This is a genomic window from Paraconexibacter sp., from assembly GCF_059438195.1.
Genome location: NZ_JBLKKY010000009.1, coordinates 34,177 through 54,595 on the forward strand (window position 1 = coordinate 34,177; position 20,419 = coordinate 54,595).

The 20,419-nt window shown below is 72.6% G+C and carries 19 protein-coding genes; 17 read left to right on the forward strand and 2 right to left on the reverse strand.

Features of this window, described 5'->3' with window-relative positions; translation table 11 throughout:
- Positions 1-28: 28 nt before the first annotated feature.
- The 16 genes from ACME2J_RS05110 to ACME2J_RS05185 all read left to right on the forward strand — a co-directional run bounded on the left by ACME2J_RS05110 (position 29) and on the right by ACME2J_RS05185 (position 15,131).
- The gene (locus tag ACME2J_RS05110) at positions 29-331 is read left to right on the forward strand and encodes a DF family (seleno)protein (protein ID WP_495543798.1); all 303 of its coding nucleotides are present in this window, start codon (positions 29-31) and stop codon (positions 329-331) included.
- Positions 332-376: 45 nt separating this feature from the next.
- Positions 377-976 carry a TetR/AcrR family transcriptional regulator gene (locus ACME2J_RS05115; RefSeq protein ID WP_495543799.1) on the forward strand — a complete coding sequence of 200 codons (600 nt, stop codon included), beginning with the start codon at positions 377-379 and terminating at the stop codon, positions 974-976.
- Between the two features lie 209 nt (positions 977-1,185).
- On the forward strand, positions 1,186-1,971 hold the full coding sequence (locus ACME2J_RS05120) for an ABC transporter ATP-binding protein (protein ID WP_495543800.1): 786 nt from the start codon (positions 1,186-1,188) through the stop codon (positions 1,969-1,971).
- A complete protein-coding gene (locus ACME2J_RS05125) occupies positions 1,968-2,804 on the forward strand; it encodes an ABC transporter ATP-binding protein (protein WP_495543801.1) in 837 nt (278 codons plus the stop codon). The genes ACME2J_RS05120 and ACME2J_RS05125 overlap by 4 nt, the downstream gene beginning before the upstream one ends.
- A complete protein-coding gene (locus ACME2J_RS05130) occupies positions 2,801-4,708 on the forward strand; it encodes an AMP-dependent synthetase/ligase (RefSeq protein WP_495543802.1) in 1,908 nt (635 codons plus the stop codon). The genes ACME2J_RS05125 and ACME2J_RS05130 overlap by 4 nt, the downstream gene beginning before the upstream one ends.
- Positions 4,708-5,604 (forward strand): branched-chain amino acid ABC transporter permease, encoded by an 897-nt coding sequence (locus ACME2J_RS05135; protein ID WP_495543803.1) that lies wholly within the window; start codon positions 4,708-4,710, stop codon positions 5,602-5,604. The genes ACME2J_RS05130 and ACME2J_RS05135 overlap by 1 nt, the downstream gene beginning before the upstream one ends.
- Complete coding sequence (locus ACME2J_RS05140; RefSeq protein ID WP_495543804.1) at positions 5,601-6,752, forward strand: branched-chain amino acid ABC transporter permease; 1,152 nt, start codon at positions 5,601-5,603, stop codon at positions 6,750-6,752. Before ACME2J_RS05135 ends, ACME2J_RS05140 begins: the two co-directional genes overlap by 4 nt.
- Positions 6,753-6,786: 34 nt before the next feature.
- Positions 6,787-8,097, forward strand: coding sequence for an ABC transporter substrate-binding protein (locus tag ACME2J_RS05145; protein WP_495543805.1), 1,311 nt, complete (start codon positions 6,787-6,789; stop codon positions 8,095-8,097).
- A 202-nt stretch (positions 8,098-8,299) separates the two neighbouring features.
- Entirely contained in the window at positions 8,300-9,946 is a 1,647-nt protein-coding gene (locus ACME2J_RS05150) for a long-chain fatty acid--CoA ligase (RefSeq protein WP_495543806.1), read from the forward strand.
- Between the two features lie 85 nt (positions 9,947-10,031).
- Positions 10,032-10,679, forward strand: a complete 648-nt coding sequence (locus ACME2J_RS05155) for a metallophosphoesterase family protein (RefSeq protein WP_495543807.1) — start codon at positions 10,032-10,034, stop codon at positions 10,677-10,679.
- A gap of 16 nt (positions 10,680-10,695) precedes the next feature.
- Complete coding sequence (locus ACME2J_RS05160; protein WP_495543808.1) at positions 10,696-11,472, forward strand: spermidine synthase; 777 nt, start codon at positions 10,696-10,698, stop codon at positions 11,470-11,472.
- Between the two features lie 44 nt (positions 11,473-11,516).
- Positions 11,517-11,729 (forward strand): ribbon-helix-helix domain-containing protein, encoded by a 213-nt coding sequence (locus ACME2J_RS05165; protein WP_495543809.1) that lies wholly within the window; start codon positions 11,517-11,519, stop codon positions 11,727-11,729.
- A complete protein-coding gene (locus ACME2J_RS05170) occupies positions 11,726-12,076 on the forward strand; it encodes a type II toxin-antitoxin system PemK/MazF family toxin (RefSeq protein ID WP_495543849.1) in 351 nt (116 codons plus the stop codon). Before ACME2J_RS05165 ends, ACME2J_RS05170 begins: the two co-directional genes overlap by 4 nt.
- 22 nt (positions 12,077-12,098) lie before the next feature.
- The gene (locus ACME2J_RS05175; RefSeq protein WP_495543810.1) at positions 12,099-12,890 is read left to right on the forward strand and encodes an enoyl-CoA hydratase/isomerase family protein; all 792 of its coding nucleotides are present in this window, start codon (positions 12,099-12,101) and stop codon (positions 12,888-12,890) included.
- A gap of 70 nt (positions 12,891-12,960) precedes the next feature.
- Positions 12,961-13,662: a response regulator transcription factor gene (locus ACME2J_RS05180; protein WP_495543811.1), complete on the forward strand. Its 702-nt coding sequence runs from the start codon at positions 12,961-12,963 to the stop codon at positions 13,660-13,662.
- Complete coding sequence (locus ACME2J_RS05185; RefSeq protein WP_495543812.1) at positions 13,659-15,131, forward strand: sensor histidine kinase; 1,473 nt, start codon at positions 13,659-13,661, stop codon at positions 15,129-15,131. Before ACME2J_RS05180 ends, ACME2J_RS05185 begins: the two co-directional genes overlap by 4 nt.
- 143 nt (positions 15,132-15,274) lie before the next feature.
- Here ACME2J_RS05185 and ACME2J_RS05190 read toward each other — a convergent pair whose 3' ends face one another.
- Entirely contained in the window at positions 15,275-16,678 is a 1,404-nt protein-coding gene (locus ACME2J_RS05190; RefSeq protein ID WP_495543813.1) for an MFS transporter, read from the reverse strand.
- A gap of 39 nt (positions 16,679-16,717) precedes the next feature.
- Positions 16,718-18,955: a diguanylate cyclase gene (locus ACME2J_RS05195; RefSeq protein WP_495543814.1), complete on the reverse strand. Its 2,238-nt coding sequence runs from the start codon at positions 18,953-18,955 to the stop codon at positions 16,718-16,720.
- Between the two features lie 236 nt (positions 18,956-19,191).
- Between ACME2J_RS05195 and ACME2J_RS05200 the strand changes: the two genes are divergently transcribed.
- The gene (locus tag ACME2J_RS05200) at positions 19,192-20,409 is read left to right on the forward strand and encodes an acetyl-CoA C-acetyltransferase (protein WP_495543815.1); all 1,218 of its coding nucleotides are present in this window, start codon (positions 19,192-19,194) and stop codon (positions 20,407-20,409) included.
- Positions 20,410-20,419: the final 10 nt, after the last annotated feature.

A 20,419-nucleotide genomic window follows, 5' to 3' on the forward strand; every position in this document is an offset into this window, starting at 1 on the left:
CTGCGGCGGCGCTACGCTCGGAGGCGCGATGAGGGTGGAGATCCTGTACTTCGAAGGCTGTCCCGGCTTCGCCGACCTGCTCCCGCGGGTCCGCGAGCTCATGGGGGACCGCGCGGAGATCGAGTTGCGCGCGATCGGGTCCGTCGAGGAGGCGGAGCGGGTCGGCTTCCTCGGCTCGCCCACCGTTCGCGTCGACGGCGCCGACGTCGAGCCGGGCGCGGACGAGCGCACCGACCACGGCATGAAGTGCCGGCTGTACCGGACCGAGCACGGGCACGCCCACGCGCCGCCGGACGAGCTGCTCCGGCGCGCGCTCCGCGACGAGAGGTGAGGCGCGGACGACCGTCGGGTCGGGCCCGTCGCCTACGCTGTCGCCGTGGCCACGCCGCCGACACGCCCCGCCCTCCGCGAGCGCTACGACCGCAAGCAGGCGCAGGTCGTCACCGACGCCGCGCGCGTCTTCGCGCGTGACGGGTACGACCAGACGACGGTCCAGGACCTCGCCGACGAGCTCGGGATCGCCGCCGGCGGCCTCTACCACTACTTCGGGTCCAAGGAGCAGCTCCTCATCCGGATCTGCGACCAGCTCATGGAGCCGCTCTTCGAGAGCGCACGCGCGCTCGTCGCCCGCGAGGAGGACGCGGCCGCGGCGCTCCGGGAGCTCGTCCGCATGTGGGTCGACCACGTCGTCGTCCATCGCGACCACATGCTCGTCTTCCAGCAGGAGCGCCACGTCATCGAGCGGGGCGAGCAGTGGCGCGGCGTCCGCTCGTCGCGCAAGGCGTTCGAGCGCCTCGTGGCCGACCTGCTCGCCCGCGTGCGCAGCGAGGGCGGCCTGCGCTCGAGCGACGAGCGCCTCGCGCTCTCCGCGCTCCTGGGCATGGTGAACCACACCGCGCAGTGGTTCCGCCCGCGCGGCCGCCTCACCCCCCGCGAGGTCGCCGACGGCTACCTCGAGCTCGTGCTCGCGGATTGAGCACGGCAGGCGCGTCCGCGTTCGGCGGAACGCTCGATCCGCGCACGTGAGAACCCCTCGCAAGAGGGATTCTTGCCGTCCGCGCGGGCAGGCCTGGCCGAAAAGTTGATCCGCGAACGCCGTCGCCCTCTGTATGTTCGCCCCCAGGAGAGAGAGAAGGGGGGCCTCGGTCCAGGGCCCTTGGAGAGACGGAAGGAGCAACGCCGGACGTGCTCGAGTTCGAAGGGGTCGAAGCGGTCTACGACGACGTCGTGCTCGCTCTGCGTGGAGTGAGCCTCCGCGTCGAGGAGGGATCGATCGTCGCCGTGCTCGGTGCCAACGGCGCCGGGAAGACGACCGCGCTGCGCGCCTGCACCGGCCTCCTCCCGGTCCACCGGGGCAAGGTCGTGAAGGGCCACGTCACCTTCGAGGGGCGCCGCATCGACGGCGAGGACGCCCCGACGATCGTCGACTCCGGCATCGCTCAGGTGATGGAGGGCCGGCGGATCTTCGCCGAGCTCAGCGTGGAGGAGAACCTCAAGCTCGGCGGGTTCGCGAAGCGCGGCGACCTCGGGGACGGCCTCGCTCGCATGTACGAGCTCTTCCCGGTCCTCGCGGATCGCAAGAACCGCACGGCGGGCTACCTGTCCGGCGGCGAGCAGCAGATGCTCGCGATCGGCCGCGCGCTCATGTCCGCCCCCCGCCTCCTGCTCCTCGACGAGCCGAGCCTCGGCCTCGCGCCGAAGATCATCAGCCAGATCCGCGACCTCATCGTCCAGATCAACCAGGAGGGGACGACGGTCGTCCTCGTCGAGCAGAACGCCGCCATGGCGCTCTCGATCGCGACGCACGGCTACGTCCTCGAGAACGGCCGCGTCGTCGTCGACCGCACCGCCGCGGAGATGCGCGAGGACGACGACATCCGCGAGTTCTACCTCGGCCTCGGCAAGGGCTCCGAGCACCACTCCTACCGCGACGTCAAGCACTACAAGCGTCGCAAGCGGTGGGCGGCATGACGAGCCTGCGCGACGCGCTCCCCGGCTCCGGCGTCACGACGGACGGCCCCGTCCTCGACGTCGACTCGATCACGCTCGGCTTCGCGGGCGTCACCGCGCTCGACGACGTCTCGCTCCGCGTCGACGACGACGAGCTGGTCGCGATCATCGGCCCCAACGGCGCGGGCAAGACGTCGATGTTCAACTGCCTCTGCGGCGTCTACCGGCCGCAGCACGGGCAGATCCGCTTCCTCGGCCGCGACATCACGCACGAGAAGCCGACGCGGATCGCGAAGGCGGGCGTCGCGCGCATGTTCCAGAACATCGCGCTCTTCGAGAACCTCACCGTGCTCGACAACCTCATGCTCGGGCGCCACCTCCACATCCGCTACGGGACGTTCGCCGCGTTCGTCTGGGTCGGGAAGGCCCGCCGGGAGGAGGCGCGCCATCGCGAGGTCGTCGAGGAGATCGTCGAGTTCCTCGAGATCGAGCCGTTCCGCAAGCAGCCCGTCGGCGCGCTCCCCTACGGCGTGAAGAAGCGGGTGGACCTCGGCCGCGCGCTCGCGATGGAGCCGAAGGTCCTCCTCCTCGACGAGCCGGTCGCCGGCATGAACGCCGAGGAGACCGAGGACATGGCCCGCTTCATCATGGACATCCGGCGCGAGCTCGCGATCCCGATGGTGCTCGTCGAGCACGACATGGGCTTCGTCATGGATCTCGCCGACCGCGTCCTCGTGCTCGACTTCGGCAAGCCCGTGACGACGGGCACGCCCGCCGAGGTCCAGCGCAACCCGGATGTCGTCCGCGCCTATCTCGGCGAGGAGCACGAGTTCCGGGAGGCCGCCTCGCCGTGACCGTCCCCACGATCGCCACCCGTGTCCGGGAGCGCGGCCGCGCGAGGCCCGACGCCGTCGCGATGCGGGCGAAGAGGCTCGGCATCTGGCGTGAGACGACCTGGGCCGAGTACGCCGACCAGGTCGAGCTCGTCGCCCACGGGCTCCTCGCGCTCGGCGTCGAGGCGGGGGACCGGGTCGCGATCCAGTCCGACAACCGCCCGGAGTGGCTCGTCGCCGACGTCGCGACGGTCGCGGTGCGCGGTGTCACCGTGGGGGTGTACCCGACGAGCCCGCCGGCGGAGGTGCGCCACGTCCTCGCCGACTGCGGCGCGGCGGTCCTCGTCGCCGAGGACCAGGAGGCCGTCGACAAGGTGCTCGAGGTCCGGGCGGACCTGCCCGCCCTCAAGCACGTCGTCTACATGGAGGAGCGCGGCCTGCGCACCTACGAGGACGACCTCCTCCTCTCGTGGGGGGACCTCGTCGAGCGGGGCCGCGCGCACCGCGAGCAGCACGCGGGCGCCGTGGAGGCGCTCTCCGACGCGGTCGCCGAGGACGACGTCGTCACCCTCGTCTACACCTCGGGCACGACCGGCCCGCCGAAGGGCGCGATGCTCACCGCCCGCAACGTCAACGAGGCGTGCCGCGTGATGATCGACGAGGACGGCGCGTTCGCCGGCGCCGACGCCGACGACCTCGCCGTCTCGTTCCTGCCGCTCGCCCACGTCGCCGACCGCCTCGGATCGACGTGGCACAACGCGCACACCGGCGTCCAGCTGCACTTCGGCGAGCCGGCCGCCGACCTCGCCGAGACCCTGCGTGAGGTGCAGCCGACGCTCTTCCTCGCCGTCCCGCGGATCTGGGAGAAGCTGCGCGGCGCCGTCGAGATCCGCATGGCCTCCGCAGCGCAGGTGAAGCGGGCGAACTACCGCTTCTGGATGCGGCAGGCGCAGCGGATCGGCCGTGAGCGCGCGGCGAACGGAGGCGCGCACACGACGGGCACGCGGATCCGCTGGGCGATCGGCTGGGTCTTCCTCTACCGGTCGCTCCTCGAGCGCCTCGGCCTGCGTCGCTGTCGCCACGCGCTGTGCGGCGCCGCGCCGATCGCCCCCGAGATCCTCGAGTGGTTCCTCGGGCTCGGCATCGCCGTCCACGAGGTCTACGGGATGACCGAGAACGCGGCCGTCGCGACCGTCAACCGCCCCGGGCGCATGAAGCTCGGCACGGTCGGCGAGGCGCAGCCGGGCATCGACCTGCGTCTCGACGAGCAGACGGGGGAGATCCTCGTCCGCCATTCCGCGGTCTTCGCCGGCTACTGGAACCGTCCCGACGCGACCGGCGAGGCGATCGACGACGACGGCTGGCTCCACACCGGCGACGTCGGCGAGATGGTGGACGGGACGTACCTGCGCATCGTGGACCGGCTGAAGGACATCGTCATCACGGCCGGCGGCAAGAACGTCTCGCCGAGCGAGGTGGAGGGCGCGCTCAAGGCCTCGCCGTTCATCAAGGAGGCGATCGTCGTCGGCGACAAGCGCCCCTACCTCGTCGCGCTCATCGGCATCGAGCAGGACGCCGTCTCGGCGTGGGCCCAGCAGCAGGGCATCCCGTTCACGACGTACGCCGACCTCGCGAGCCGCGAGGAGGTGATGCGCCTCGTCCAGGGCGTCATCAGCGAGGCGAACGACGCCTTCGCGCCGCCCGAGCAGGTGAAGCGCTTCCGCATGCTCACGAAGGAGCTCGACCAGGACGACGGCGAGCTCACGCCGACCCAGAAGGTGCGGCGCAAGGCGATCGCCGAGAAGCTCGGCCCGGTCATCGAGGACATGTACGAGGGCGGTCGCGTCTACCCCGGCGGGGACGCCCAGGAGGTCTACGGCGGCACGCTCGGCTCGCCGGCCGCCGCCACCGGGGGTGAGCGCTGATGGACGAGTTCCTCACCGCGACGGTCTCCGGCGTCTCGCAGGGCTCCGTCTACGCGCTCCTCGCCTTCGGCTTCGTGATCCTCTACTCCGGGACGGGGGTCATCAGCTTCGCGCAGCCGGTGGTCATGACGTTCGGAGCGTTCTTCGCGAGCGCGCTCGCGGTCGACAACGGCGTGCCGTTCGTCCTCGCCGTCGTCCTCGCGATCCTCGGCAGCGCGGTCCTCGGCGCCTCGCTCGAGCGGCTGGCGATGCGGCCGATGGTCGGCAAGCCCGTCTTCAGCGCCGTCATGGTGACCATCGGCCTCTTCATCGCGCTGCAGGTGGTCGTCGCCGACCTCATCGGCTCCTCCCAGCGTCGGGTCGGCGACCCGTGGGGGCTCGACCGCCTCGACGCCGGCGGCGTCACGATCTACCACTCCGACATCGCGAAGGTGCTCATCGCGATCGTCGCCGTCGTCCTGCTCGCGGCCTTCTTCCGGCGGACCCGCACCGGCCTCGCGCTGCGCGCGACGTCGCTCGACCAGGAGACCGCGCTCGCCCAGGGCATCCCGGTCGGCCGCATGTTCATGATCGCCTGGGCGATCGCGGGCGGACTCGCGGCGATCGCGGGCATCCTCATCGGGACCGGCTCCGGCGGCTTCGACCAGTCGACGACGCTCCTCGCGCTCAAGGCGCTGCCGGTCATCATCCTCGGCGGCCTCGACTCCGTCCGCGGTGCGATCGTCGGCGGCATCCTCATCGGGCTCGCGGAGGCCTACACCAAGGTCTACCAGCCCGAGCACGCCGCCTGGCTCGGGGCGAACTTCGACCAGGTCGTCCCCTACGTCGTCATGCTCATCGTGCTGCTCGTGCGGCCGTACGGGCTGTTCGGCACGCCGGAGGTGCAGCGCGTATGAGGAAGAGGATCCGCGCGCTCGTCGGTGCGCGTCCGGGGCTCGTCCGCCCGGCGCTCGTCACCTCCTACGAGAACGACCACGCGCTGTTCGGGTCGTGGACGAGGCGCCTGTGGGGCATCGCGTTCCTCCTCTTCCTCCTCTGGCTGCCGCTTCAGCTCGACGAGGAGTTCAACGGCCTCCTCACGGTCGCGTTCCTCTCGGCGATCGGGGCGATCGGGCTCAACATCGTGAGCGGATGGGCGGGGCAGATCTCGCTCGGCCACGCGTTCTTCCTCGGGATCGGCGCCTACACGGGCGCGGCGTTCGCCGGCGATCCCGACGACGATCTCATCGGCTTCGGCCTCGACATGGCGATCTGGCTCCCGGCGGCCGGGATCGTCGCCGGTCTCATCGGCCTGGCGATCGCGCCGGTCGCGATGCGGCTGCGCGGCCTGTACCTCGCCGTCGTCACGCTCGGTCTCGTCTTCATCGGCGGGCACGTGTTCTCGGCCTGGACCGACCTCACCGGCGGCGCGGGCATCGGCCGCGAAGCGGCGGGGCTGACCCTCTTCGGCGTCGACCTCGAGGAGACGAGCGAGCTCGGACCATGGACGCTCGACCGCGAGGTGAAGTTCTACTTCGTGAGCCTCGTGCTCCTGCTGTTCTTCGCCCTCCTCGCGAAGAACCTCACGCGCTCGGCGGTCGGCCGCGCGTTCGCCGCCGTCCGGGACCGCGACCTCGCCGCGGAGGTCATGGGCGTCGATCTCCTCAAGTACAAGCTCATCGCCTTCGGCGTCTCGAGCTTCTACGGCGGGATCGCCGGCGCGATGCTCGCCTCGTCGACCGGCTACATCGGTCCCGAGTCCTACAACCTGCTGCTGTCGATCGAGTTCCTCGCGATGATCCTCATCGGCGGCGTCGGGACGATGATGGGGGTCCTCATGGGCGCGGCGTTCGTCACGCTCCTCCCGCGGCTCGTCGAGGAGTTCCCGGCGTTCCTGCCCTTCATCGAGGAGGGAGCCAGCGGCGGCTTCCTCACGACCTTCCAGCTCCAGACGATCCTCTACGGCGTCTTCATCGTCGGCTTCCTGATCTTCGAGCCGCGCGGCCTCTTCGGCCTGTGGATACGCATCAAGACCTACTTCCGTTCCTGGCCCTTCAGCTACTGATGAGGCTGTTTCCCCAACAGAGGAGGAGAGATCCATGTTCACGTTGAGAGGAAGGTTCGCGGCGGTCGCCGCGTCCTTCGCGCTCGGGACGACGCTCGTCGCCTGCGGCGACGACGACGATGACGGCGGAGGCGGCGGCGGAGGCGGCGATGTCGAGGTCGGTCAGGGCATCACCTCCGAGCCGTGTCCCGGCGGCAACCCCGACCGCGGCTGCATCTACCTCGGCATCCTCTCCGACCTCACCGAGGGCCCGTTCGTCCCGCTCGCCCGGCCGATCACCGAGGCGCAGGTCGCCTTCTGGGACCGCGTGAACGAGGACGGCGGCATCGGCGGTGAGTACGACGTCAACGTCGAGGAGTTCACGCGCGACAACAAGTACAACCCGCAGGAGCACGTCGCGCGCCTCCGTGAGATCGAGCCGAACGTCGCCGCGCTCGCGCAGTCGCTCGGTTCCGTCATGACGCTCGCCGGCCTCTCGATCCAGGACCGGTCCGATCTCGTGGCGAACGCCGGCACCTGGTGGTCGGGCTGGGACGGCGAGGACGAGGGTCTCGTCCTCGAGTCCGGCGCGAGCTACTGCGTGCAGGCGGTGAACGGCATGGACTACATGGCCGGCGAGTTCGGCAAGCCCGAGTCGGTGCTGGCCGTCGCCTACCCCGGTGACTACGGCGGAGACCACAACGCCGGCGTCGAGCGCTGGGGCGAGGCCAACGACGTGGCCGTCGAGACGCTCGACACCGCGCCGAACGCGCAGGCCGGCAACCAGGACGCGGTCGTCGCCGCGATCCGGCGCCAGAACCCGGACGTCGTCGCGCTCGCGACCGGTCCCGCCGAGATGGCGGAGATCGTCGGCAGCTCGGTCGCCGCCGGCTTCGAGGGCGAGTTCATCGGCGCGATCCCGACCTACAACCCGGCCGTGCTCGAGAGCCCGGCCGGCGAGGCGATCAAGGCGAAGTACCGCCTCACCGCTCCGTGGGGTCCGTTCGGCACCGAGACGCCGGCGCACGACGCGATCGCCGAGTCGCTCGGCGGTCAGCCGCCCGAGAACGACGGCTACGTCTACGGCTGGATGTGGAGCTACCCGCTCAAGGCCGTGCTCGACAAGGCCTTCGAGGACGGGGACCTCACCCGCGAGGGCATCCGCAACGCGGTGGAGGGGTCGACCGCCACGTACGAGGGCGCTCTTCCCGACAAGCCGCTCGCGCCGGGCAACGTCGTGACGGAGTCGCTCATCGTGGCCCCCGATGAGGAGGCCCCGACCGGGGCGTCCGTCGTCGAGGACTTCGCGACCGGCTCGACGACCGAGCAGCTGTCGTTCGAGGAGCCCTGCGCCGCGGCGCAGTAGCCCGTCGCTGACAGCAGGTGGCCTCGTGCGGCCCGTCCCCTCCGGGGGGCGGGCCGCGGTCGTTCGTGGGTTCCTTCGGACCGTGGCGCGCCCACGGGGGGAAATCCCCTGCACCGACTTGCGCGGACGTGGGAGGATCGGAGGACGCGCCGGCAGGGGTCGGCGCCCGTCCGCCCACAGACCCTCAGAGGAGAGAGAGCCCGTGCTCGAAGGACTCGTCCAGCACGACCATCCGCTGACCGTGAAGATGATCCTCGACCGGATGCGCACCGTGAACGGTGACGGCGTGGTGAAGACGCTTCGCGCGCCCGGTCAGCTCGACGTCGCGACCTACGAGGAGGTCGGGGAGCGCTGCGACCTCCTCGCCGCCGGCCTCGCGTCGCTCGGCGTCCAGCAGGGCGACCGCGTCGGCACCTTCATGTGGAACTCGCAGGAGCACCTCGAGGCCTACATGGCGATCCCCTCGATGGGCGCCGTGCTCCACACCCTCAACCTGCGTCTCTTCCCGGAGCAGCTCGTCTACATCGTCAACCACGCGCAGGACAAGGTCATCCTCGTCGACGACTCGGTGATCCCGCTGCTCGCGCCGCACGTCGAGAGCTTCGAGACCGTCGAGAAGTACGTCGTCTGCGGCGACGGCGACGCGAGCGCGCTGCCGCAGGACAAGGTCGTCCGCTACGACGAGCTCCTCGCCGCGCAGTCCGGCGGCTTCGACTACCCGCAGCTCGACGACCACCAGGCGAGCGGCCTCTGCTACACGTCGGGCACGACGGGCAACCCGAAGGGCGTGCTCTACTCGCACAAGTCGACGTTCATCCACGCGATCGCCGAGTGCATGATCGACTCGATCGGCGTCTCGCGCGACGACATCGTCCTCCCGGTCGTCCCGATGTTCCACGCGCAGGCGTGGGGTCTCCCGTACTCCTGCACGCTCGTCGGCGCGGACCTCATCATGCCGACGAAGTTCCTGCAGGGTGAGCCGATCGCGAAGCTCATCGAGTCGGAGAAGTGCACGATGGCCGGCGCGGTCCCGACGATCTGGATGGACCTCCTGCGCTACGCCGACGAGAACAAGCCGGACCTCTCGACGCTGCGCGTCGTCCCGTGTGGCGGCTCGGCGGTGCCGCGTTCGCTCATGGAGGCCTTCGAGGAGCGTCACGACGTGCCGATCGTCCAGGCGTGGGGCATGACCGAGACCTCGCCGCTCGGCGCGGTCGCCCGCGAGCCCAAGGGCACGGAGGGTGAGGAGCGCTGGCGCTACAAGACGATGGCCGGCCAGCTCGCCCCCGGCGTCGAGGGCCGGATCACCGACGACGACGGCAACGAGGTGCCGTGGGACGGCGAGTCCACCGGTGAGCTCGAGGTCCGCGGCCCGTGGATCGCGAGCGCGTACTACGAGGACGACGCGCCCGAGAAGTTCCACGACGGCTGGCTGCGCACCGGCGACGTCGCGTCGATCTCCCCCCGCGGCTGGATCAAGATCTCCGACCGCGCGAAGGACGTCATCAAGTCCGGTGGCGAGTGGATCTCGTCGGTCGACCTCGAGATCGAGATCATGGCCCACCCGAAGGTCCGCGAGGCGGCGGTCGTCGCGATCCCGGACGAGCGCTGGTCCGAGCGCCCGCTCGCCTGCGTCGTGCCGGAGTCGCCCGGCGCGGTGAGCGCGGAGGAGCTCGCCGGCTTCCTCAAGGAGCGCGTCGCGAAGTTCTGGATCCCCGACGAGTACGCGTTCATCGACGAGGTCCCGAAGACCTCGGTCGGCAAGTTCGACAAGAAGGTCCTGCGGTCCCGCCTCGCCGACGGCGAGCTGACCGACCGCCACACGATCGAGGCCGCCGCCAAGGCCTGACCCGCCCGACCCGCCGAACCGGATTCCTCCGTGGCCATGTCAACGGAGGAATCCGGTTCGGCAGCCGGCGGGTAGGGTCCGCGCGATGCGGCTCGCTCTCATCGCCGACCTTCACGGGCACCTGCCCGCCGTCCCGGAGTGCGACGTCCTCGTCATCGGCGGGGACGTCACGCCTCCGCACGACCACGACGTCGCGTTCCAGGCGACGTGGCTCGACACCGATTTCCGCGGCTGGCTCGACGCGGCGCCCGCCGAGCACGTCGTCGGCATCGCCGGGAACCACGACTTCGTCTTCGAGAACGCGCCCGGCACCGTGCCCGGCGACCTGCGCTGGACCTACCTCGAGGACGAGGGGGCCGAGGTCGCGGGACTGCGCTTCTGGGGCTCGCCGTGGACGCCGTGGTTCTTCGACTGGGCGTTCAACGCGCCGAAGGGCGACGCGGAGGAGACGTTCCTCGGCGGCAAGTACGAGGGCGTGCCCGACGACGCGGACGTGCTCGTCATCCACGGCCCGCCGCGCGGATACGGCGACCGGACCGCGAGCGGGATGGACGTCGGCTCGACCGCGCTCCTCGACGCGCTCGACCGCGTGCGGCCGTCCGTCTGCCTCTTCGGCCACATCCACGAGGGGCGCGGCCGCTGGGAGCGCGGCGGCGTCGACCTCGTCAACGCCGCGGCGGTGAACCTCCAGTACGAGCTCGTCGCCGACCCGTTCGTCATCGCGGACGTGTGAGCGACGAGCGCGGGTGATGGCCCGCCGCCGCCGCAAGGACCTCGTCGTCGCCCGCGCGGGGGACCTCGTCGTCGAGCGCGACCCGTCCCGGCCGACCGGGCGCCTGCTGCGCCAGGCGGACATGGACGCCTCGTACGTCGACCTCGCCGACGAGCGGCACGTCGAGTTCGACTACCTGCGCTGGGCGCGCATCGTCCTCGAGGAGGCCCGGCCGGCCGTCCGCCGGGTCGTCCACGTCGGCGGCGCCGGCTGCGCGCTCGCCCGCGCGCTCGCCGCCGCCGACCCGGGGTCGCGGCACGAGGTCGTCGAGATCGACGAGACGGTCCTCGACGTCGCCCGCGCCCACCTCGGGCTGCGCCGCGCGCCGGGCCTGCGCGTCCGCGTCGGCGACGGGCGCGAGCGGATCGCCGCGCGGGAGGACGCGAGCGCCGACGCGATCGTGCTCGACGCCTTCACCGGTGCCCGGGTGCCGCGCCACCTCGCGACGGCGGAGGCGCTCGCCGACGCCGCGCGGGTCGCCCCCCTGTGCGTCGTCAACGTCGTCGACCAGCGCGACCTCGACGACGCCCGGGCGATCGCGGCGGGACTCCTCTCCGCCTATCCGCGCGCGCTCGCGCTCGGCGCGGGCGTGCTGCGCGGGAACGTCGTCCTCGTGGGCTCCTCGCTCGCCCTGCCGCTCGACCGCATCTCCGCCCGCGCCGCCGCCGACCCGTCCCCGGCGAAGGTCGTCGCGCCCGCGGCGCTCGAGCGCCTCGTCGGGGGACGCCCGCCGTGGCGCGACGCCGAGCGGTGAGACCATGGTCGCCTTTGCGTTACTACCACTGGTAGGATCATGGTGTGAAGCTGAGCGTGAGCTTGCCCCCGGAGGACGTCGACTTCCTCGATGCCTACGCCACCGAGCACGCCCTCGACTCGAGGTCCGCCGCGCTGCAACGCGCCGTTCGCGCGCTCCGCACGACGGAGCTCGCCACGAGCTACAGCGACGCGTGGGCCGAGTGGGAGAGCGAGGAGGACGGCGCCTGGGACGCGACCTCCGGTGACGGGGTCTGATGCGACGCGGCGAGGTGTGGCTCGTCGACCTCGAGCCGGTGGTCGGGAGCGAAGCGGACAAGCTCCGGCCAGCGGTGATCGTGAGCACCGATGCCGCCAACGCGACCGCCCAGCGCCTCGGGCGAGGCGTCCTCACGGTCGTCCCCGTGACCTCGCGGACCGAGCGGATCCACCCGTTCCAGGTCCTTCTCGTCGCCGGCGACGGTGGCCTGCCGCGCGACTCGAAGGCGCACGCCGAGCAGGTGCGCTCGATCGCGGTCCAGCGGTTCCGGACGCGTCTCGGCCGTCTCTCCACGGAGAGGCGACGCGCGATCGACGACGCGCTGCGGCTGCATCTCGAGCTCTGATCGCGCCCGTTACCCTCGCCGCATGGCCGCCGACACGACCCACGTCCGCCTCGACGTCTCCGACACGGGCGTCGCAGATCTCGTCCTCGCCTCTCCCGACACCGGCAACGCCTACTCGGCCGACATGGCCCGGGACCTCCGCGCCGCCGTGGAGGAGATCGCCCGCCGCGACGACGTCCGCGCCGTCGTCCTCTCCGCCGAGGGCAAGGCGTTCTGCGTCGGTGGGGACCTCGCGTGGATGGCCGCCGCCGAGGACCGTCGCGAGTCCCTGCGCTGGCTCGCCGACGAGGCGCACGCCTCGCTGCTCACCCTCCTGGGCCTCGACGCGCCGCTCATCGCGAAGGTCCAGGGCGTCGCGGCCGGGATCGGCATGAGCTTCGTCGGCGCCGCCGACATCTCGATCGCTGCGCGCGGCGCGACGTTCACGGTCGCCTACACGGGCGTGGGCCTCTCGCCCGACGGCGGCTCCTCGTGGATCCTGCCGCGCCTCGTCGGGTACAAGCGCGCGAGCGAGCTCATGCTCACGAACCGCCGGATCACCGCCGACGAGGCGCTCGCCTACGGCTTCCTCACCGACGTCGTGGAGGACGGCGAGCTCGACGCGGCGGTCGACGGCCTCGCGGGCCGGCTCGCGGCCGGCCCGACCCGCGCCTACGGCGCCGTGAAGCGCCTCCTCCGCGAGAGCGCGACCGCGTCTCTCGCCGACCAGCTCGACGCCGAGGCCGAGTCGATCTCGGACCTCGCGGCCTCGCCGACCGGCCGTGAGGGCGTCGACGCGTTCCTCGCGAAGCGGCGCCCCGAGTTCCCGGCCTGAGGGTCCGGGGACCGGCGGCCTCCCAGCCGGCTCCCAGGAAACTCCCAGGTCTGCCGTCAGAATGCCTGGCATGCAGGCGCCACCGGCGAACGGCCAGCGCATCCTCGTCGTCGACGACGAGCCGAACATCGTCGACGTCGTCGCGATGGCGCTCCGCTACCAGGGCTTCGACGTCGCCTCCGCGGGGACCGGCCAGGAGGCGCTCGCGCAGGTCTCGTCGTTCCGGCCCGACCTCATGATCCTCGACGTCATGCTGCCGGACATGGAGGGCTTCGACGTCGCGGAGCGCCTCGGCGCGCAGCGCGCGGACGTCCCGATCGTCTTCCTCACCGCGCGCGACGCGACCCCGGACAAGATCCGCGGCCTCACCGCCGGCGGCGACGACTACGTCACGAAGCCGTTCAGCCTCGAGGAGCTCGTCGCGCGCATCCGCACGATCCTGCGGCGCACGGGACGGACGGGCCCGGAGTCGAGCCGCCTCGTCTTCGAGGACCTCGAGCTCGACGAGGACACGCGCGAGGTGAGGCGCGCGGGCGAGCCGATCGAGCTCACCGCGACCGAGTACCGGCTGCTGCGCTACTTCCTCCTCAACCCGCGTGTCGTCCTCACGCGCGCGCAGATCCTCGACAACGTCTGGGAGTACGACTTCGGCGGCGACGCGCGCGTGCTCGAGACCTACGTGAGCTACCTCCGCAAGAAGCTCGACGTCCACGGGCCGCCGCTCATCCACACGGTGCGCGGCGTCGGGTACAGCCTGCGGCTGCCGCGATGAGCGCCGACCGGCTGTCGCTGCGCGCACGGCTCCTCGCGGGGGTCGCGCTCGTCGCGGCGGTCTGCCTCGTCGTCGTCGGCGTCGTCGTCTACGCGCAGCAGCGGGACTTCCTCCTCGACCGCGTCGACGAGCAGCTCGCGGCTGCGCCGGCCCTCGCCGGCCGGGTCCTCGCCGGCGAGCGCCCCTTCCGGCCGTTCGGCGGGCGGTTCGGGCCCGGCCGCGACCCGCGTCCCGGCGACGGGCCGCGCGGCGACGGGCCCCCAGGCGGCCCGGCCGCGTCCCTGCCGCCGGGCGTCTACGTCGAGCGCCGGGCCACCCCCTCGGGCGAGGCGCTCTCCGCGGTCGTCCTGGGCTTCGGCGGGGAGGCGCCCTCGCCGCCCGAGGTCCCCGGGACGGTCGACGTCGGCGAGACCGTCACCGTGCCGTCCGAGGACGGGAGCCTCGACTACCGGCTGCGCGCCGTGCCCGGGCCGGCCGGCGGGGCGATCCTCGTCGTCGCGATCCCCTTGTCGAGCGTCGACGAGCAGCTCGACGAGCTCCTCCTCGTCGAGGTCGTCGTCATCGGCGGCGGGCTCCTCCTCATCCTCGCGCTCGGCTGGTGGGTCGTCCGCGTCGCGCTGCGGCCGCTCGACGAGATGGGGGAGACGGCCGGCCGCATCGCCGCCGGCGACCTCTCGCAGCGCGTCGAGCCGGCGGACGACCGGACGGAGATCGGGCGGCTCGGCTCGTCGCTCAACGCGATGCTCCACCAGATCGAGGAGGCCTTCGACGAGCGGGCGCAGAGCGAGGAGCGGCTGCGGAGGTTCCTCGCCGACGCCAGCCACGAGCTCCGCACGCCGCTCGCCTCGATCCGCGGCTACGCCGAGCTCTACCGCATGGGCGCGGTCCGCGACGAGGAGGCCGCGGCGCGCGCGATGAGCAGGATCGAGCAGGAGGCGGCGCGCATGGGCGTCCTCGTCGAGGACCTCCTCGCGCTCGCCCGCCTCGACGAGGTCCGCGACGAGGTCCGCGAGCCGGTGGACGTCGGCGAGCTCGTCCGCGACGCGGCCGACGACGCGCGGGCGACCGCGCCGGACCGCACGGTCGAGCTCGCGGTCGAGGGGGACGACCTCGTCGTCGTCGCCAGTCCCGACCAGCTCCGCCAGGTCCTCGCGAACCTCGTCCGCAACGCGCTCGTCCACACCCCGGACGGCACCCCCGTCGGGCTGCGCGCCGACCGCGACGGCCCCGACGTGCGCATCGTCGTCCACGACCGCGGGCCGGGGCTCCCCGAGGGCGTCGGCGAGGAGATCTTCGACCGCTTCTGGCGCGCGGAGGCCGAGCGCGGGCGCGGAAGGGGACCGGCGGGCGCGGGGCTCGGCCTCGCGATCGTCGCCGGGATCGTCCGCGCGCACGGCGGCACGGTCACCGCCCGCGACGCCGATGCGGGCGGCGCGGAGTTCGAGGTCAGGCTGCCGGCGGTGGAGTGAGGGCGGTCGGCCTCGCGGTGGCGGCGCGAGGCGGGGCGAATCCAACGCGCGTTCGATTCGCCCCCATATAGGGGGTCAACTCAACGCGCGTTGGATTCGCCCCGCCCCCCCGGTCCCGCGCGGTGGTTCGGCGGATCGGGCCCTCACCGCGCCGGGCGCACCAGCCACGCCACGAGGAGCGCGACCGCCGCGAGCACGCCGGCGCTCACCGCGAGCGCCGCGTGGAGGCCGTCCACCCACGCGGTCGCGTCGGCGCCGGTGAGCCGGTCGCCGCGGTCGGCGGCCTCGGTCGCGCTGGCGAGGATGACCGTCCCGAGGACGGCGACGCCGAGCGTCTGGCCGACCTGCCGGGCCGCGTTGTGGATCGCGGAGGCGAGCCCCGCGCGAGCGGGCTCGACCGCGCCGAGCGCGGCGACGGTGGCGGGCGGCAGCGCGATCCCGACGCCGGCGCCGAGGAGCCCGAAGATCCACCAGAACGCGCCGTAGCCGGTGTCGGGCTCGAGGCGCAGGAGGAGGAGGGACCCCGCGCAGGCGACCGCGATCCCGAGGAGCATCGGGACCCGCGGGGCGAAGCGCGCCGTGAGGCGTCCCGAGATGGGCGCGAGGAGCGCGGTCGCCGCCCCGAGCGGAAGGAGGCAGAAGCCGGACTCGAGCGCCGAGCGGCCCTGGACCTGCTGGAGGAACGCGGCGAAGTAGACGGTGGCGCCGATGAGCGCGAAGAACATGACGGCGCCGACGAGGTTCGCCGCGACGAAGGCCGGCCGGCGCAGGAGGGCGAGGTCGATGAGCGGCTCCGGGTGCCGGCGCTCCGTCGCGACGAGCGCGACGAAGGCCGCCGCGGAGAGCGCGCCGACCCCGAGGACCTCCGGGGAGCCCCAGCCGAGCTCGCGGCCCTCGATGATCGCGAAGGCGAGCGCCCCGACGCCTGCCGTGACGAGCACGGCGCCCGCGACGTCGAAGCGGTGCGGGCTCGGGTGCGCCGGGACGCGCGGCAGCGCGCGGGTGCCGGCAACGAGGAGCACGAGGGCGATCGGCACGTTGACGGCGAAGACCGCCCTCCAGCCGAAGACCTCGACGAGGATGCCGCCGACCGTCGGCCCCGACGCGAGGCCGACGCCCGAGCCGGCCGCCCACACGCCGATCGCGCGCGCACGCGCGCGGGGATCGGGGAACGCGGCCGCGAGGATCGCGAGCGAGGCGGGGAGGACGAACGCGGGCCCGACGCCCTGGACGACGCGTCCCGCGATGAGCACGCCGACCGACGGGGCGACGGCGCACACGAGCGAGCCGAGGCAGAAGGCCGTGAGGCCGAAGAGGAACGCGCCTCGCCGGCCCCGGCGGTCGCCGAGCACGCCCGCGGCGACGAGGAGCGAGGCGAAGACGAGGATGAACGCGTCGACGACCCACTGGAGGTCGGTCCCGGCGGCGTCGAGGTCGCGCCCGAGGAGCGGCAGCGCGACCGCGACGACCGAGGCGGAGGCGATCGAGAGCACCTGCGCGCCGACGAGGACGGCGAGGACGATGCGCGGGCGGTGCGGGGGCGGCACCGCCCGGAGCCTACGCGGCCGCGGGGCCGCGCCCGGGGCTCACGCCTCGGGCAGCGAGGGGCGCGTGAAGGCGTCCGAGCTGCGGACGACCGTGTTGCGACCCGCGGCCTTGCCCGCGTAGAGGGCGCCGTCCGCCTTCGCGATGAGCTTCTCGGCGTCCGTCGCGTCCTCCGGGAACGCGGCGACGCCGGCGGTGATCGTCGGCGACGGGAGCACGAAGCCGCGGAACGGCACCTCGAGCCGGGCGACCGCGTCGCCGAGCCGCTGCGCGTGCTCGACGGCGTCGGCGGCGTCGCAGTCGGGGAGGATGACCGTGAACTCCTCGCCGCCGTAGCGGCAGACGACGTCGGAGGACCGGAACGACTCGCGCAGCTCGTGGGCGACCGCGACGAGGACGGCGTCGCCGGCGGCGTGCCCGAAGCGGTCGTTGTAGGCCTTGAAGAGGTCGATGTCGAGCTGCACGACCGCGACGTCGGTGTGGGTCCGGTGCGCCCGCGAGAGCTCGCGCGTGAGCGTCTCCTCCATGTAGCGCCGGTTGAACAGGCCCGTGAGCGGGTCGCGGATCGACAGCGTCCGCAGCTGGTCGCGCATGCGCAGGTTCGCGGCGGCCATCGCGATCTGCCGGGCGACCGTCGTCGCGAGGGACGTCGCGTCCTCGAGGCGGCGGCCCACCTCCGGGTCGCGGTCCGTCGAGAAGACGTGCAGCGTCCCGCGCGTGTCGCCCTGGCCGACCATGGGGACGCAGAGGCAGTATCCGACCTCGTCGGGGAGGTGGGCGCATCGCGGCGCCGACGGACCGGAGACGTGCGGCTGCCCGCGCCGCAGCGCCCAGCAGTCCGCCGCGAGGAAGACGGTGTCGTCGCGCTCGGGTGCCGCGCCGTCGGCGGTCCAGCGGGAGCTCATCGCGAGGAGCCCGCTCTCGGGGTCGATCGTCGAGATCCCGCCGGCGAGCCCGGGGAAGAGGGCGGCGCCTGCGCGCCCGCCGACCGCGAAGGCCTCCTCGACGGTGACGCAGCTCTGGAGGAGGTCGCCGAGCTCGTTGAGCCGGCGGATCTCCGCGTTGGCGCGGGCGAGCTCCGCGAGCTCGTTCGCCTCCCGCTCGTCGCGCTCGCGCTCGTCGGTGACGTCGCGTGCGACGACGACGAGTCCGTCGCTGAGGCGGGTCGCGCGGATGTCGAAGGCGCGGCGCGTGCGCCTGCCGGTCCCCCACTGCTCCTCGTGCCAGGCGGTCGGCTCGATCCACGGCTCACCGGTGAGGACGACGCGCCGATAGGCGTCGAAGAGGCCGGCGGGACCGTGCTCGGGGAGCATCTCGAGGAGCCGCCGCCCGAGGAGCTCCTCGCGGCGGTACCCGGTCATGGCGCAGACCTGCCGGTTCGCGAACTCCCAGCGGAAGTCGACGATCACCCCGCTCTCGTCGCGCACGGTGCTGAACACGGAGAGGGCGTCGTGGAGGTGCTCCACCGACTCGCGGAAGCGCTCCTCGCTGAGGCGCAGAGCCTCGGCGGCAGCTTCGCGGCCGGTGACGTCGCGCCAGGTGATCGCCACCCCGTCCTCGAGCTTCCACGCGCGCAGCTCGAAGACCCCGTCGAGCTTCTCGTCGGTGTACGCGTAGGAGGGATCCGACCACGGAAGGCCGGTCTCGACGACCCGGGCGACGGAGGCGAGGAAGCCGGTCTCCTCGATGCCGGGGACGACAGCGCTCATCCGCGTGCCGACGAGCTCCTTCACAGGCCGGCCGTAGGTGCGCGACCCGACCGCGTTGATGTACGTCCAGGTGAAGTCGACGATCTCGTCGTCCTCCCGCACGGCCTCGAGGATCGCGAAGCCGTCGAGCATGCTCTCGAGGCTCGTTCGCATCCGCTCCTCGCTCGCGCTGAGGCGGTCCTCGATCGCGCGCCGCTCCGTCGCGTCGCGGATCGCCGCCGCGACGAAGGTGTCGCCGTCGTGGCGGATCGGGCTGAGGCTGATGTCGACCGGCACCTCGGTGCCGTCGGCGCGGACGGCGGCGAGCGTGTGTCCGCCGACCATCGGGCGGGTGACGGGGGCTTCGCCGTAGTCGTCGCGGTGCCCCGTGTGCCGCGACTTCGCCCCCATCGGGACGAGGACCTCGACGGGGCGTCCGACGAGATCCTCCATCCGCCATCCGAGGAGCGTCGTCACCTGCGCGTTCGCCAGGCGGATCCGGCCGTCGGCGTCGACGACGACGATCGCGTCCGGCGCCGCGTCGAAGAGCTGGGCGAAGAACGCGGCGTCGAGCTGATCAGTGCTGGACATGGGCGGCGGGGAAGCGCTGCGGACCTCGCGTGCGGGGGCGCGGGGACCGCCTCACCTCTCCCTTATCGGCAACCCGTCCACCCGACTTGACGGGTTCTTCGCGGCCGGCCGTTGGCACCGTGCCAACAAACGCTACGATGAAAGACAGCCGCCGACCACCCACCGTCGGCATGCCCGCGGACGCTGTTCCCGGCGCCGCGAGGACAGTCCCGAGAGAGACGAGGAGTCGACCGACCATGAGCAGCACCGAGGCGTACGTCTACGACGCGATCCGCACACCCCGCGGCAAGGGCAAGCACAACGGGTCCCTGCACAACGTCAAGCCGGTCGACCTCGTCGTCGGCCTCATGCACGAGACGCTCGTGCGCAACGACCAGCTCGACCCCAACGACGTCGACGACGTCGTGCTCGGCTGCGTCTCGCCGATCGGCGACCAGGGCGGCGACATCGCCAAGACCGCCGCGATCAAGGCCGGCCTGCCGGACACCGTCGCCGGCGTCCAGCTCAACCGCTTCTGCGCCTCCGGCCTCGAGGCCGTGAACCTGGCCGCGCAGAAGGTCGCCTCCGGCTGGGAGGACCTCGTCCTCGCCGGCGGCGTCGAGTCGATGTCGCGCGTCCCGATGGGCTCCGACGGCGGCGCCTGGGGGATGGATCCCGAGACGAACTTCGACACCGGCTTCGTCCCGCAGGGCATCGGCGCCGACCTCATCGCGACCGTCGAGGGCTGGGACCGCGAGGACGTCGACCGCTTCGCCGTCCGCTCGCAGGAGCGCGCCGCCAACGCGCGCGAGAGCGGCTACTTCGACAACTCGGTCGTCCCGGTGAGGGACATGAACGGGCAGGTCGTCCTCGAGAAGGACGAGTTCATCCGCCCGGGCACGACGGTCGAGAGCCTCTCGGGCCTCAAGCCGTCCTTCGCGATGATGGGCGAGATGGGCGGCTTCGACGCCGTCGCGCTCCAGAAGTACCACTGGATCGAGAAGATCAACCACGTCCACCACGCGGGCAACTCGTCGGGCATCGTCGACGGCGCGGCCCTCGTCGCGATCGGCTCGGAGAAGGCCGGTGAGCGCGCCGGCATGAAGCCGCGCGCCCGCATCGTCGCGACCGCGCTCTCCGGCGCCGACCCGACGATCATGCTCACGGGCCCCGGCCCGGCCTCGAAGAAGGCCCTCGACAAGGCGGGCCTCAAGGCCGACGACATGGACCTCATCGAGATCAACGAGGCCTTCGCGGCCGTCGCCCTGCGTCTCGTCAAGGACCTCGACGTCGACATGGAGAAGGTCAACGTCAACGGCGGCGCCATCGCGATGGGTCACCCCCTCGGCGCGACCGGCGCGATGATCCTCGGCACGATCATCGACGAGCTCGAGCGCACGGGCGGCCGCTACGGCCTCTGCACGCTCTGCGTCGGCGGCGGCATGGGCATCGCGACGGTCGTCGAGCGCGTCTGAGCGCCCCGGC